The 15,009-nt window shown below is 72.8% G+C and carries 12 protein-coding genes; 11 read left to right on the top strand and 1 reads right to left on the bottom strand.

The window, feature by feature from the left end; genetic code table 11:
• The first annotated feature begins 112 nt into the window (after positions 1–112).
• The 3 genes from ACH4DZ_RS24865 (at position 113) to ACH4DZ_RS24855 (ending at position 5,557) form a co-directional block, all read left to right on the top strand.
• The gene (locus ACH4DZ_RS24865; RefSeq protein WP_398289507.1) at positions 113–1,051 is read left to right on the top strand and encodes an SGNH/GDSL hydrolase family protein; all 939 of its coding nucleotides are present in this window, start codon (positions 113–115) and stop codon (positions 1,049–1,051) included.
• 290 nt (positions 1,052–1,341) lie between these two features.
• Complete coding sequence (locus tag ACH4DZ_RS24860) at positions 1,342–2,505, top strand: exonuclease SbcCD subunit D (protein WP_398289506.1); 1,164 nt, start codon at positions 1,342–1,344, stop codon at positions 2,503–2,505.
• A gap of 55 nt (positions 2,506–2,560) precedes the next feature.
• On the top strand, positions 2,561–5,557 hold the full coding sequence (locus ACH4DZ_RS24855; RefSeq protein ID WP_398289504.1) for an AAA family ATPase: 2,997 nt from the start codon (positions 2,561–2,563) through the stop codon (positions 5,555–5,557).
• A gap of 143 nt (positions 5,558–5,700) precedes the next feature.
• On the opposite strand, the gene ACH4DZ_RS24850 is transcribed toward ACH4DZ_RS24855, so the two are convergent.
• Positions 5,701–6,147 carry an Lrp/AsnC family transcriptional regulator gene (locus tag ACH4DZ_RS24850; protein ID WP_107018741.1) on the bottom strand — a complete coding sequence of 149 codons (447 nt, stop codon included), beginning with the start codon at positions 6,145–6,147 and terminating at the stop codon, positions 5,701–5,703.
• Positions 6,148–6,241: 94 nt separating this feature from the next.
• On the opposite strand from ACH4DZ_RS24850, the gene ACH4DZ_RS24845 reads away from it, so the two are divergent.
• From ACH4DZ_RS24845 to ACH4DZ_RS24810, 8 genes are all read left to right on the top strand, one after another.
• Positions 6,242–6,742, top strand: a complete 501-nt coding sequence (locus tag ACH4DZ_RS24845; protein ID WP_398289503.1) for a rhodanese-like domain-containing protein — start codon at positions 6,242–6,244, stop codon at positions 6,740–6,742.
• A gap of 87 nt (positions 6,743–6,829) precedes the next feature.
• Positions 6,830–7,363 carry an immunity 21 family protein gene (locus ACH4DZ_RS24840; protein ID WP_398289502.1) on the top strand — a complete coding sequence of 178 codons (534 nt, stop codon included), beginning with the start codon at positions 6,830–6,832 and terminating at the stop codon, positions 7,361–7,363.
• A gap of 95 nt (positions 7,364–7,458) precedes the next feature.
• Positions 7,459–8,343, top strand: coding sequence for an SDR family oxidoreductase (locus ACH4DZ_RS24835; protein WP_398289501.1), 885 nt, complete (start codon positions 7,459–7,461; stop codon positions 8,341–8,343).
• 211 nt (positions 8,344–8,554) lie between these two features.
• Positions 8,555–9,457, top strand: coding sequence for a helix-turn-helix domain-containing protein (locus ACH4DZ_RS24830; RefSeq protein WP_398289500.1), 903 nt, complete (start codon positions 8,555–8,557; stop codon positions 9,455–9,457).
• Positions 9,458–9,572: 115 nt separating this feature from the next.
• Positions 9,573–10,436 (top strand): ABC transporter ATP-binding protein, encoded by an 864-nt coding sequence (locus ACH4DZ_RS24825; protein WP_398289499.1) that lies wholly within the window; start codon positions 9,573–9,575, stop codon positions 10,434–10,436.
• Positions 10,437–10,596: 160 nt separating this feature from the next.
• The gene (locus tag ACH4DZ_RS24820) at positions 10,597–11,664 is read left to right on the top strand and encodes an iron-siderophore ABC transporter substrate-binding protein (protein ID WP_398289498.1); all 1,068 of its coding nucleotides are present in this window, start codon (positions 10,597–10,599) and stop codon (positions 11,662–11,664) included.
• Positions 11,661–13,766: an iron ABC transporter permease gene (locus ACH4DZ_RS24815; protein ID WP_398289497.1), complete on the top strand. Its 2,106-nt coding sequence runs from the start codon at positions 11,661–11,663 to the stop codon at positions 13,764–13,766. The genes ACH4DZ_RS24820 and ACH4DZ_RS24815 overlap by 4 nt, the downstream gene beginning before the upstream one ends.
• A 44-nt stretch (positions 13,767–13,810) precedes the next feature.
• Positions 13,811–14,974 (top strand): peptidase C39 family protein, encoded by a 1,164-nt coding sequence (locus ACH4DZ_RS24810; protein ID WP_398289496.1) that lies wholly within the window; start codon positions 13,811–13,813, stop codon positions 14,972–14,974.
• Positions 14,975–15,009: the final 35 nt, after the last annotated feature.

The following is a 15,009-nucleotide window of genomic DNA, read 5'->3' as shown; positions in this document are numbered from 1 at the left end:
ACCGGTGCCTTGCACCGACCCCCACGGACGCTGCCAAGTCGCCCGAGACCTCCCCGTGCCCGCCCTGCCTCCGACCGATCACGCCCACCCAGAAGAGGGGACACACGGCACCGTGACCCACCTACGCGTCGTCCTGACCGGAATCCTCCTGTCCGTAACAGTCCTGACCGTCGCCGTCGCCGAGACCCGTCAGGACAGCGACACTGCCGGGCACAGCGACCTGCAGGGCCCCTATGTCGCCCTCGGTGACTCCTACACTTCCGGTCCACGCATACCGGCTCGAAGCGGCAAGCCCGCCGGCTGTGACCGCTCCGACCACAACTACCCGGCGCTGCTCGCCGCCCAGCTCAAGCTCACACCGGGCATGTTCCGCGATATGAGCTGCGGCGGCGCGACGACAGCGGACTTCACCTCGCCTCAGTCCACCGACAACGGCCGCAATCCCGCACAGCTCTCCGCCCTTTCCCGCCGAACCCGGCTCGTGACCGTCGGCATCGGAGGCAATGACGTCGGCTTCAGCAGCATGCTGACCCGCTGCCTCACCATGGGAGCGGCGTACAAGATCATCACCCGCCACAAGGACGTCTCCATCGACGCTCCCTGCCGCGAGCGCTACGTCAAGGACGGCACCGACAGTACGCAGCAGCGGATGACAGCGCTGAGAACAGCACTGTCCGCCCTGATGCAGGAGATCGGGCGGCGTGCACCCCAGGCGCACCTCTACATCGTCGGCTACCCCGCGATCCTGCCGCCCGGCGGCACGGGATGCGGACGCGCCCTTCCTCTTGCTCCCGGCGATATCGCGTACCTGCGGGAGAGGGAAGACCAGCTCAACAAGGTACTGCGGCAACAGGCCCAGACAGCCGACGCCACCTATGTGGACACCGAAACCGAATCCCGGAAGCACAGCGCGTGCTCAGCCCAGGACACACGATGGATCGAGCCCCTGATCCCCAGTAGTCCGGCGGCACCGGTACACCCCAACGCTCGCGGACAACGCGGGGTCACGCAGATCATCCTGCGCGCCATGAGGGAAACACACCCCAATTGATGAGTGCGTCCGAAAAGGGCACCCGCTGCCTGCGCCACGTGCAGCGCGTGCACCCGACGAACCCGTCAACTGAGGGCAGGCTCCGGGATGTAGGTGGGATTGGTGAGACCTCCGCGACACGCCCTCTTGGACATTTACGGCAATGTGCCGTTAAAGGTGGGATGGGTTGCGACCCGTGGTGAATCGGCGGCCCAGAGGGGTTAGCGTGTTGGTTGCCGATCGGGGTCCATGCTGGTCGGCGCTGGTCTTTCAGGTCCGTCAGGGGGAAACATGCAGGTCAGAGCGGTTTCATGAAATTGCTGCACACTTCCGACTGGCATCTGGGCCGGGCGTTCCACCGCGTGAACATGCTCGGGGCCCAGGCCGTTTTCATCGGTCACCTCGTCGCGACCGTGCGCGAGCGCGACGTGGACGCCGTGGTCGTGTCGGGGGACGTGTACGACCGGGCCGTGCCCCCGCTCGCCGCGGTCGAGCTCTTCGACGACGTGCTGCACCGCCTCGCGGACCTCGGCGTGCCCACGGTGATGATCTCCGGGAACCACGACTCCGCACGCCGGCTCGGTGTCGGCGCCGGGCTCATCGGCCGCGCGGGCATCCACCTGCGGACCGAGCCCTCGGCCTGCGGCACACCGGTGCTGCTGAAGGACGCCTTCGGGGACGTGGCCTTCTACGGGCTGCCGTACCTCGAACCGGCCCTGGTGAAGGACGAGTTCGGCGTGGAGAAGGCGGGGCACGAGCAGGTCCTCGCCGCCGCCATGGACCGGGTGCGCGCCGACCTCGCCACGCGTGCGCCGGGCACCCGCTCCGTAGTCCTCGCCCATGCCTTCGTCACGGGCGGCGAGGCCAGCGACAGCGAGCGGGACATCACGGTGGGCGGGGTCGCCGCCGTCCCCGCCGGCGTCTTCGACGGGGTCGACTACGTGGCGCTCGGCCATCTCCACGGCAGCCAGAGGATCACCACGCGCGTGCGCTACTCCGGCTCCCCGCTGCCGTACTCCTTCTCGGAGACCGACCACCGCAAGAGCATGTGGCTGGTCGACCTGGGGGCCGACGGCTCCGTGGAGGCCGAGCGCCTCGACTGCCCCGTACCGCGCGCGCTGGCCCGCGTCCGGGGAGAGCTGGAGGAACTGCTCGCCGATCCGGAACTGGCGCGCCACGAGGAGGCGTGGGTCGAGGCGACCCTCACCGACCCGGTGCGCCCCGCCGACCCCATGGCCCGGCTCACCGAGCGGTTCCCGCACACGCTCAGCCTCGTCTTCGATCCCGAGCGGGCACCCGACGACCCCGACGTCTCGTACGCCCGGCGGCTCGCGGGCCGCAGCGACCAGCAGATCGCGGAGGACTTCGTGGCCCATGTGCGCGGCGCCGGTCCCGACGAGCGCGAACAGGCCGTGCTCCAGGACGCGTTCGACACCGCCCGCGCCGACGACACGGTCCGCGAGGTCGCCCGGTGACCGCGGTCTGCGACCGGAACAGTCCGCCGCGCGCGTTCCGCACCGAGAGGACCCGATGAGGCTGCACCGGCTGCACATCACCGCCTTCGGGCCCTTCGGCGGCGCCCAGGAGGTCGACTTCGACGACCTGTCGACCGCCGGACTCTTCCTGCTGCACGGGCCGACCGGCGCGGGCAAGACCTCCGTCCTGGACGCCGTCTGCTTCGCGCTGTACGGCTCCGTACCGGGCGCCCGGCAGGGCGGTTCGCTGCGCAGCGACCACGCGCTCCCCGACATCCGTACCGAAGTGACGCTCGAACTCACCGTGTCCGGGCGGCGGTTGGAGATCACCCGGCAGCCACCCTTCGCGCGTCCCAAGAAGCGCGGCACGGGCACCACCACGGAGAAGGCACAGAGCTGGCTGCGCGAGTACCACGCGCCCGCCGGCTCCTGGAAGGACCTCAGCCGCTCGCACCAGGAGATCGGCGAGGAGATCACCCAGCTCCTCGGTATGAGCCGCGAGCAGTTCTGCCAGGTCGTGCTGCTTCCCCAGGGCGACTTCGCGCGCTTCCTGCGGGCCGACGCCGAGGCCCGCGGCAGGCTTCTCGGCCGCCTCTTCGACACCCAGCGCTTCGCCGCCGTCGAGCAGCGCCTGGCCGAGCGCAGGCGCACGGCCGAGACACAAGTACGCGCCGGTGACGCCGAATTGCTCGCCGGCGCCCACCGGATGCAGCAGGCGGTCGGCGACCTCGTCGAGCTGCCGCTGCCCGAACTCGCGCCCGGCGACCCGGGGCTGGCCGAGGCCGTGCTGGAGTGGGCGGCGATCAACAGGACTACGGCCCGCGAGTGGTTCACGATCGCCCACCGCGCACAGGCGGCCACCGAGTCGGCGCAGGCCGCCGCGGCCCGTGCACTGGAAGACGTACGCGAAGTGGCGCGGCTGCAGCGGCGGTTCGCCGAAGCCAGGGAGCGGGCCGCTCGGCTGGCGGAGCGCTCGGGGGCCCATCGGGAGGACCGGACCCGCATGGAGCGGGCCCGCAAGGCCGAGGCGGTGGCGCCCGCGCTCGGGCTGCGCGAGGCGACCGAGACCGAACACCGGCGGGCGGCCGACGCCGAGGCACGCGCGCGTGCACAGCTCTCCGAGGTCTTCTCCGGGGCCGGGGCCACGGGGCTCGCGACCGCCGCCCGCAAGGCCGCCGAAGAGCTGGGCGGACTGGAGTCGGCCCGCCGGGGCGAGCAGCGGCTGACCGAACTCGCCACCGAACGCGTCCAGTTGGACCGCCAGGAGCGCGCCGACGAGGACGTGCTGCACGACGCCGAGCAGTGGCTCACGGAGTGGGAGACGACCAGGGCAGGGCTCCAGACCCGTATCGAGACGGCCCAGGAGGCCGCCACCCGGGCCGAACAGCTCGCGGTGCAGCGCGAGCCGGCCCGGGCGCGGCTCGGGGCGGCCCGGCTGCGCGACCAGCTCGCCGGGGACACCGACCAGGCCCACGCGCGCGTGCTCGCCGCACGCGAAGAGGCGGCGGACGCGCGCACCCACTGGCTGGACCTCAAGGAACAGCGGCTCAAGGGCATCGCCGCGGAACTCGCCGCGGGCCTCGTGGACGGGCAGGCCTGCGCCGTCTGCGGCGCCACCGAGCACCCCGCTCCCGCCCGGAAGGTCGACGGCCACATCGACCAGCGTGCCGAGGACGCCGCGCTCGCCGCGTACCAGAGCGCCGACGAGCGCCGCACGGAGGAGGAGCGCCGCCTCGGAGTGGTGCGCGAGGCACTGGCCGCCGCGACCGCGGAGGCGGGCGACAGCCCTACCGGCCGACTCGCCGAGCAGGCCGAGGAGTTGGAGAGGCGGCACGCCGAGGCGCGGGACGCCGCCTCCGGGCTGCACGCGGCCGGTGAGGCGCTCCGGCAGGCCGAGCACGAGCACGAGCGCCGGCTCGCCGCCCATCAGGAGGCCGCGGTGCGCGGCGCGTCACGCAGCGCCCGCCGGGACGCCCTCGCCCGTGAAACGGCCACCCTGGAAGAGGAGTTGGCGCAGGCCAGGGGTTCGGCGGGCAGTGTGGCGGAGCGGGCCGCCCAGTTGGAGCGGCAGGTTTCGACGCTCACCGAGGCCGCGGACACCGCGCGCGTCGCGGCGGACGCCGCGCAGCGGCTCAAGGACGCCGACGGGCGACTGGCCGACGCGGCCTTCCGCGCCGGGTTCGACACGCCGCAGGCCGCCGCGGCGGCCCTCCTCGACGACGTGGCCCACCGGGAGCTGCAACGACGGCTCGACGCCTGGCAGCAGGAGGAGGCGACGGTCCGCGCGGTGCTCGCGGAGGCCGAGACGGCCGCCGCCGCGGACCGGCCGCCCGCCGACGTCCGGACCGCCGAACAGACCGCCGCCGTGGCCGTGCGGCGCATGCGCGAAGCCGCCTCCGCGCGGGACGCGGCGGCCCGCCGCTGCACGGAACTGGACCGGCTGTCCCAACGGGCCACCGCGTCCGTGCGCCGACTGGGGCCGCTGCGCGAGGAGCACGACCGCGTGGCCCGACTCGCGGCACTCACGGCCGGCACCTCCGCGGACAACGAACGCAGGATGCGCCTGGAGTCGTACGTCCTCGCGGCCCGGCTGGAACAGGTCGCGGCGGCGGCCAGCGCACGGCTGCAGCGCATGTCCGCCGGGCGCTACACCCTCGTCCACTCCGACGACCGGGCCGGGCGGGGCCGCAGCGGGCTCGGGCTGCACGTCGTCGACGCCTGGACCGGGCGTGAGCGCGACACGGCGACGCTCTCCGGCGGTGAGACGTTCTTCGCCTCCCTCGCGCTCGCGCTGGGCCTCGCGGACGTGGTCACGGACGAGGCGGGAGGCGTCCGGCTGGACACGCTCTTCATCGACGAGGGCTTCGGCAGTCTCGACGACCAGACGCTCGACGAGGTCCTGGACGTACTGGACTCGCTGCGGGAGCGGGACCGCAGCGTCGGCATCGTCAGCCATGTCGCGGATCTGCGGCGTCGGATCCATGCGCAACTGGAGGTCGTGAAGGGGCGCTCGGGGTCGGTCGTCCGGCAGCGGGGCGCCGACGGCGGCTGACGTACGCGGCCGTCAGCCGGTGGCGTCCGGAGGGTGGCGGGGTGGCCCGTCGGGGGAGACCCCGGCAGGCGGTGGGGAGGCTGTGACGGTCGTCGGGAGCGTGACGGTGGTCGGAAGGAAGGGTGTGACGGTCGCTCGGGGCTTCAGCGGCCGAGGGGGCGCCGTGGCAGGGGTGACGAGTACACGACGCTCGTCGTCACCGAGCCGAGTGTGCCGATCCGGCCGGACACCTCCTCCAGGTGGCTCATGGAACGGGTCGCGACCTTGATCACAAAGCAGTCGTCCCCCGTCACGTGGTGCGCCTCCAGGATCTCGGGGGTGGCCGCGATCAGATCGTGGAACGGCTTGTAGTTGCCGTTCGGGTAGCGCAGCCGCACGAACGCGAGAATCGGCAGGCCGAGGCTCTCCGGGTCCACGACCGCCGCGTACCCCTGGATGACCCCCGCCTCCTCCAGGCGCCGCACCCGCTCGGTGACCGCGCTCGCGGACATGGAGACGGCACGGGCCAGCTCGGCGAAACCGGTGCGGCCCTCGCGCTGGAGGACTTCGAGAATGCGCCAGTCGGTGGCGTCCGGTGAATACGCGGTCATGTCCGAGGAATAGCAGGGGAATCCCCGGCCGACCAAGCCCGAGGCCGTGGATCGTGCCTTCTGGGTGGGGGATCGGCGGCCGTAGATTCGGGGCATGAAGAGCAGCGCCGTCACCCAGAACACCCGTAACCCCGTTCTGCGCGTCGCCCCGGCGTCGCCCGCCGAGGCCGTCGCCCACTTCGCGGCGAGCCTCGCCTTCCACGCCGACGTGTCCGATGTCGCCGCCGCACTGGCCGCCGATGGCGGTGACGGCGACCCCGGCTTCGTCGTCGTCGACTCCCGGTCCACGGAATCCTGGGACCAGGGTCATGTACCCGGCGCCATCCACCTGCCCACCGCCCTGATCCCCGAACAGGCCGGACAACTGCTGGACAAGCAGGTACCGGTAGTCACCTACTGCTGGGGCCCGGGCTGCGACGGCGGGGCCCGGGCCGCCCTCGCCCTCGCCGAACTCGGCTACCAGGTCAAGGAGATGCTCGGCGGGTTCGAGTACTGGGTGCGCGAGGGCTTCGAGTTCGAGACGTGGGCAGGGCGCGAACGGCGTCCCGCCGACCCGTTGACGGCACCGGTCGGGGCGGAGGACTGCGGCTGCTGAGGGGCGTACGGACTCAGTCGCGTATCAGCTCCGGGGTCGGCAAAGGAATCGTCAATTACGGTCCGTCCGGGCGTGTAGTTTCTGCCCATGGCGAGTTATGCGGACCCCGGTTCGGTCGAGCGGGTCGAACAGGTGGAGTGGGTCGAGTCCGGCGGTGGGCCGCTCATAGCGATCCCGGAAGTGGTGCTGCCGTTCTGGACGGGGGCCGACGGCGACGAGCTGGCCTCCGACTACGACAGGGCGTGCGAGGTGGAGGGCCTCGTCGGCCTGCTGCCCGTCGGCAACACCACGGCCCTCGTCCTGGGCGACGAACCGGCCGCCACCGCCTACCTGCCCGAACACGGCACGTTCGTACGGTGGTCCGCGGGCGACTCGGAGCAGGAGCTGCTGGCCGGGGTGCCGGCCGCCCTCGCCACCGCGGCGTGGGGCCGCGAGGTGCACTGGGAGGTTCCCGGGGCCGTCGTGCTGTTCGACGCGGCGTGGCCGGGGAAGCGTGCCACGGGGGCGGGGCATCTGCGGATCGCCCTCGAACCGGGCCGGTACGCGGTGCGCGCGGCGCACGCCGAACCCGGCCCGGAGACATGGATCGGACTCGTCCGACTGAGGCCGCTGGGGCGCTGATTGAGGAGGGTGGGCGCTGTCGGTGAATCGACGGACGAGCCCCGCCGCGGAAAATGGCGTGCGCGCGGCCCGCACGCCGCCCATCATGGTCCGCCATGCCTCAACTCCCTTCAGCCGCACCCCCACCCGCAGAGTTCGCACCCGCACCCGTGCCCGTGCCCGAAGACCTGTGCCGCGCGCCGCTGCCGCTGCGCGGGCGTACCGCTCTCGTCACCGGTGCCGGCCGGCGCGCGGGGATCGGCTACGCCGTGGCCCGGCGCATGGCCGCGTACGGAGCGAGCGTCTATCTGCACCATCACGTGCCGCACGACGCCGCGATGCCCTGGGGCGCGGACCGGCCGGAGGAGGTGGCGGCCGAAGTGCGCGGAGCACTCGGCGATCCCGGCGCCCGGATCGTCCACGGGCCGGGTGACCTCTCCGAACCGGACGCCCCGGCCGAGCTGGTCGCCCGGGCGGCGGACGCGCTCGGCGGGCGGCTCGACATCCTTGTCGCCAACCACGCGCTCAGCGGTTCGGACGGCCCGCTGGACGCGATCGACGCGGCGATGCTCGACGCGCACTGGGCCGTCGACACGCGGTCGGTGATCCTGCTCGTCCAGGCCTACGCCCGGCTGCGTACCGCGTTGCCGGCGCGTACGCCGGGCGGGCGCGTCGTGATGATGACGTCCGGTCAGGACATCGCGGGCGGGATGCCGGGGGAGATCGCGTACGCCCTGCAGAAGGGTGCCCTCGCCTCGGTCACCCGCTCCCTGGCGACCACGCTCGCCGAGTACGCCGTCACCGTGAACACCGTCAATCCGGGCCCGGTGGACACCGGCTACCTGACCGGGGAGGCGTACGGGCAGGTCGCCTCGATGTTCCCGGGCGGGCGCTGGGGAATGCCGGACGATCCCGCGCGGCTCATCGCCTGGCTCGCCACGGACGAGGCCGGGTGGATCACCGGGCAGGTCATCGACTCGGAGGGCGGATTCCGACGCTGAGGCGTGGGCGCGGCGCCCGCGGCACCAGCGGCGCCGAGCTGTTCTGCGCCACTCGCGGTGCCTGCGAGGCTTGCGGCGCCCGCGGCGCTGCGCGGCGCCGAGTCGTTCTGTGTCACCGCGGAGGCCGCGGCGCCCGCAGCGCCGGGGAGCGGTTCGTCGTGGGTCAGGGGCGTCCCGGTGCCGGTGCGGCCCCCCGGATAGACTCGGGCGCATGGTCCGATCGTCCCGTGGTGACGCGAGCCCCGGGATGTGGCGGCGCGAGGCGGGCACCGTGGTGCTCCGGGTCCCGCCGTTCCCGGAACAGGCGGTGGCCCCCTTCGCCATCATCGCCGGGCTGCAGGTGCCCCGAGTCCCCACGGAGTGGGCACCGCACGCACACCCCCGGCACGAGCTCGTCTGGGTACGCGGCGGAACGCTCACGTCCCGGGTGGCGGACCGCGTCTTCACCGTGTCCGAGGGGCACGGGCTGTGGATGCCCGCAGGCGTGGTGCACGGGGGCCGGGCGACCGCGGGGGCGAAGTTCTACGAAGCCTTCTTCGCCCCCGACCGCGCGCCGCTCGCGTTCGCGTCGGCCCTCGCGCTGGAGGAGCCGAGAGCGATCGCGATGACGCCGCTGCTGGAGTCGCTGCTGACGCATCTGTCCCGTACGGATCTCGACACGGCGGCCAGGCAGCGGGCCGAGTCGGTCGTGTTCGACGTGCTCCAGCCGTCGGAACACCAGTTCGCGCTGCAGCTGCCGGGCGACGCGCGGATCGACGCGATCGCCGAAGCCCTGCTGGACGACCCCGCCGACAACCGCTCGCTGGAGGAGTGGGCGCGGTGGCTGGGGATCAGCGACCGCACGATCACCCGCGCCTTCCGCCACGCCACAGGCCTGTCCTTCGCGCAGTGGCGACAGGTGCTGCGCGTCCATCGGGCGCTGACGCTCCTCGCCGAGGGGCTCGACGTGACGACCGTTTCGGAGACGCTCGGCTACGCGCAGCCCAGTACCTTCATCGCCTCGTTCCGGCGGGTCATGGGCACCACGCCCGGCGCGTTCCTCGACACGGCCGACGGAGCTCCCGACCCGTCCGAAGGTGTCCGGAATCCCGTAGTGCCTGTCCAAAACTCCTGATTGCCGACATGGGAAGCGGAACATACTCTTCTCGGAGTTAGGCAACCCTTAGTTCGGCGAACGCCGGACGGGGCACTGCCGTCTTCCCTGCCTCTCCGAGCGTCCGGACCCACTGATGTTCACAAGCCCCCTCCGGCGCGCCGGTCGTCCCGTGGCCGACCCCGCCCTGCCGGTGGCCGCCCTCAACGGGCACGACCTGGTCCTGCGGTACGGCGGCACACCGGTCGTCCACGGTGTCTCGCTGTCCCTGACACCCGGCCGCGCGACCGCCCTGGTGGGGCCGAACGGGAGCGGGAAGTCCACGCTGCTGCGTGCTCTCTCCCGACTGCACCGGGCGGACGGCGGCCGGCTGACGCTCGGCGCCCCCGACGGACCGCACGAGCGTGACGCGGCCCTGCTCAGCGCCCGTCGGTTCGCCCGCGAGGTCACGCTGTTCTCCCAGTCGCGGCCCGCGCCCCAGGGGCTGACGGTCACGGAGGTCGTCGCGTTCGGGCGGCACCCGTACCGGCGTGGCTTCGCCGGACCGACCCCCGAGGACCGCAGTGCCGTCGACCACGCCATGGGCGTCACCGGCGTACGCGAGATGGCCGGCCGGCCGGTCGGAGAACTCTCCGGCGGGGAGATGCAGCGGGTCTGGCTCGCGGCCTGCCTGGCCCAGGACACCGGCGTGGTGCTGCTGGACGAACCGACCAACCACCTGGACCTGCGCTATCAGATCGAGACCCTCGACCTGATACGCGATCTCGTCGAGGAGCACGGCATCGCGGTCGGGGTGGTCCTGCACGACCTCGACCAGGCGTCCCGCGTCGCGGACACGCTGGTCCTGATGCGTTCCGGCCGCGTCCACGCGGCGGGCAAACCCGTCGACGTCCTCACCGCGGAGAACATCGGCGAGGTCTACGACATCCGGGTCGAGGTCGGAGTCGACCCCCGCACGGGCCGTCTCCGTATCGACCCGCTCGGCCGCCATCCCGCCTGAACCCCTCGCAAAACCCCTTTCGTAGGACGGCCCCTCTCATAGGACGGCCCCCGAGGCGGCACATCCGCCGCCGTACCGCAGCGCGTCCCACCGCGCCGCGGTGCACCCCTGCCGCGACGCGCCCCGTCGCGGGAACAAGAAACAAGAAAGAGGACCCCTCATGAAGCGTGTCCGTCGTCTGGCGGCATCGGCCTCCACAGGACTCATCGTCCTCGCCGCAACGGCCTGCGGCACGACCGACGTCGACGACAAGGCCGACGCCGGCAGCAGCGCGAGCGCGTCGCCCGCGTCGCAGAGCTGCGCCGACGACACCACGGCCACCTCGACGAAGCCGGTCTCCTTCAAGGACGGCGTCGGCCGGCAGGTGAAGCTCGACAAGCCCGCCAAGCGGATCGCGGTCCTGGAATGGCAGCAGGTCGAGGACGCGCTCACGCTGTGCGTCACCCCCACCGCGGTCTCCGACGCGAAGGGGTACAGCACCTGGGTCAGCGCCGAGAAGCTGCCCAGCGGCGTGACCGACATCGGCACCCGCGAGGAGCCCGACCTCGACACCCTCTACGCGGCGAAGCCCGACCTCATCGTCGTGGAGGCGTTCGACGCCGACGACGAGACCCTGAAGAAGCTGGAGAAGCGAGGCGTCCCCGTGATGGCCACGCGCGGCGCGTACCCGAAGGACCCGATCGGGAACATGCGCGACGTGTTCAGCATGATCGGCGAGGCGACGGGCCGCACCGAGCGGGCCGACCAGGTGCTCAAGGAGTTCGACGACCACCTCGCGACGGCGAAGAAGCAGGTCACCGACGCCGATCTGCCCACGAAGGATTTCCTGTTCTTCGACGGATGGCTGGAGGGAGGCAACCTCACGGTCCGCCCCTACAGCGACGGCGCCCTGTTCACCGAGATAGGCAAGGAGCTGGGCATGAACCCCGTGTGGACCGACGACGTCAACAAGGCCCACGGGGACGGAGGCGTCGACAAGTCCTACGGCCTGGCGCAGACCGACGTCGAGGGACTCACCTCGGTGGGCGACGCCAACCTCTTCTACGCCAATGACGAAGGGGCCGGCGGATACGTCGCCGCGCTGCAGAAGAACCCGCTCTGGAAGTCCATGCCGGCCGTCAAGGAAGGCCGCGCGCACGCGTTCCCGGCACGGGTGTGGGGCGCCGGCGGTCCGCGCTCCTGCGCGCAGGCGATCGACGCCTACGTCGACGTACTCGACAAGAAGTGAGCACAACGCACGCATCGGCGCCCCGCAGGGAAGCAGCGCCGCCGCGCGTCGAGCGCGGCGGCGGTCCCTCCGGGGTGGCCGTCCTCGCACTCCTTCTCGCCCTGACCGTCCTGGTGGGCATGTGGCATCTGACGCAGGGGACGTCGGGCGTCGGCGTCGGCGACCTCGTGCGGTACTTCGCCGGGGAACGGGCGGACACCGGTGGGGCGTCGGTCAGCGAGATCCTCATCGGCTCGCGCCTGCCGCGTCTGTTCGCGGGCGTGGCGGTGGGCTTCGCCCTCGGCTGCGCGGGCGCCCTGCTCCAGTCCGTCACGCACAACACGCTCGCCTCCCCCGACACCCTCGCGGTCACCGCCGGCGCCTACTTCACGCTCACGCTCGTCGCGGCCTTCGGCTTCGCCGTCCCGCTCTGGGCGTCGGGCGCCGTCGCCTTCGCCGGCGGCCTGGTCGCGGCGGCGCTCGTACTGCTCCTCGCGGGCCGGGCCGCGGGCACCACGGGCACCCGCCTCGTCCTCGCCGGATCGGCGACGGCGATGGCCCTGGACGCGGCGAGCGGGATGCTGCTCATCCTGTTCAAGCAGAACACGACCGGCCTCTTCGCCTGGGGGAGCGGTTCGCTCGCGCAGCTGAACATCGACGCGTCGGTACGCGCCCTGCCCCTGGTGGTCATGGTGCTGGGCGTCGCCCTGGCGCTGTCCCGGCGGCTCGACGTGATGAACCTCGGCGACGACGCCGCGGCCACCCTCGGTGTGCCCATCCGGACCACCCGCGTGACCGCCGTGATCTGCGCGGTGCTCCTGACCGGCACGGCGGTCACCCTCGCGGGCCCGATCGCCTTCGTCGGCCTCGGCGCGCCCGTGCTGGCCCGCCTGATCGGGGGACGGGTCCGGGCCCTGCGCCGGCACCTGCTGCTGGTGCCCGCGGCCGGGCTGCTCGGCGCGCTGCTCATCCTGCTCGCGGACGCGACACTGCGCGCGGTGCAGGGCGCGGACGGGGCCGCCGCCATTCCCACCGGCGTGCCCACCGCGCTCCTCGGCTCCGTCGTGATCGTGGTCCTGGCGCTCCGCCTCCGCGACACGGGGCAGCTCAGGCAGCCCCCGCACGCGCGGGTCGCCGCCCGCTCGCGCCGCGCGTACCTCCTCGTCGTGCTCGGCTCGGTGACACTCCTGGCGGCGGCGGCCCTCGTGGCGGTCCTGGCGGGCAGCCTCTGGCTGCGGACGGGAGACATCGCGCTCTGGGCCCGGGGCGCCGCCCCCGACCTGATCGGACAGGCACTCGACGACCGGGTTCCGCGCGTGCTCGCCGCGGTCCTCGCCGGCGCGGCGCTCGGGCTGGCCGGCTGCGTCGTACAGAGCGCGGTGCGCAACCCGCTGGCGGAACCGGGCGTGCTCGGCATCACGGCCGGCGCCGGGCTCGGTGCGGCGGCCGTCGTCACCTCGGGTCTGTCCGGCGGACGGCCCCTGCTCATCGTGGTCGCGGTCGCGGCGGGGCTCGCCACGTTCGCGGTGATCGCCCTGCTGTCCTGGCGGGGCGGCTTCCTGCCCGACCGGTTCGTACTGATCGGCATCGGCTGCGGGTACGGACTCAGCTCCGTCACCACGTTCCTGCTGCTGCGCGCCGACCCGTACAACACGCCCCGGATCTTCACCTGGCTCTCCGGTACGACGTACGGGCGCACCTTCCCTGACGTCGTACCGGTCGCGGTGGCCCTGGCGCTCGCGCTCCCCGTGCTGCTCGCCATGCGTGAGCGGCTCGACCTGCTCGCCGTCGACGAGGACACGCCGCGCATAGTCGGTGTCAGGCCGGTACGCACTCGTTTCGCGGCCCTGGCGATCGCCGCGGTGCTCGCGGCACTCAGCGTGGTCGCCGTAGGAGTCGTCGGCTTCGTGGGGCTCGTCGCCCCGCACCTCGCCCGGTCACTGGTGGGCGCCCGGCACGGCCGCGCGATCCCGGTCGCGATGCTCCTCGGCGGACTGCTGGTCTGCGTGGCCGACGCCCTCGGCCGCACGGTCGTGGCACCCGCCCAGGTACCGGCGGGCCTCATGATCGCCCTGGTCGGCGGCCCGTACTTCGTCTGGGTGCTCCGGAAGTCCCGCGCGTGACGCCGGGCCGATCCCGGACCACCGCCGTGATGCGACAACAGGAGATGTTCTTGAAGAGTGTCGTCGTCCCGTTCGAGCGCGACATCCCGAGCCCGCTGCCCGGACACCTGGCCGTGCCGGAGCGCTGGCACACGGTCGACCGTTCCGCCCACGCCCCCCACATCGTGGAGGTGCCGGGCGCCGACGGGGCGGCCTGGACCGCCGCCGCCCTCGTGACGGCCCGCCCGGGCACGGCCTACTGGAAGATCGTCGACGCCGTCGGCGACGTACCGGCAGCCGTCCTGGCCGTCGTCGCCCACGCACGCGAGCGGGGGCTCGCGCAGGTCAAGTGGGAAGGATGGACGGCGACACCCGAGGCCGCCGCTGCCGCCGGCTTCACGCCGCTGCGGCCTCCGCTCGCGCAGTCGGAGGGCGCGGCGGGTCCCGTTGCCGGTTACGTCCGCTGGCTGCACGCCGACCCGGTGACCGACGCCCCGAACCCGGAACCCCCGTACCAGGAACCCTCGTACCCCGCCCCTCCGTACTACGGCCAGAGCACGCACTTCACCTGCGGCGCCGTCACCGCCCTGGTCGCGCAGGCCCACGAGGGGACGCTGTCGCGGGAGGCGCTCGACCGCGAGGCGGAGCTGACCCTGTGGCGCGGCGCGACCAACTTCCCCGCGTGCGAACCCGTAGGCCTGGGCGTCGCCGTACGCCGATCGTGGCCGTCGTCCCCCGTCACGGTCCACCTCGACACGGACCGGCCCGTCCTGCTCGACCACTACCCGGAGAACGAGCGGGAGTGGCGTGCCCTGCTCCAACGCACGTCACGTACGGAGGCCGTACGGACCGGCGTGCCGATCGATCCGGACCGCCTCTCCCTGACCGCGATCCGGCACGCGATCGGCCGACGGGAGCACGTGCTGCTCCTCGTCTCGCTCGCCGCGATGCAGGGATTCGACGTACCGCACTGGGTGCTCTGCCACGGCGTCGTACCCGGTGCCGTCGTGATCGACGACCCGTGGGCCAACGCGGCGACGGGGGACACCTGGGTGGACGCCCACCTGCTGCCGGTCCCCGACCGGTCGCTCGACGCGATGTCGAGCATGTCTACGGCCCCGACGGCTCCGGCGGCCTCGACAGACACGACGGCTCCGGCGGCCTTGACAAACGCGACGGCTCCGACAGGCAGCTTTCGCGGGGCCGTGGTCATCGGCCGCCGACCCTGACACTCACGTCGCATGTCGCACAGCGCCGACCCGGC

It is taken from the genome of Streptomyces sp. NPDC017991 (assembly GCF_044328075.1).
Taxonomy (GTDB): domain Bacteria; phylum Actinomycetota; class Actinomycetes; order Streptomycetales; family Streptomycetaceae; genus Streptomyces.
This window is presented reverse-complemented; position numbering and strand designations above follow the sequence as displayed.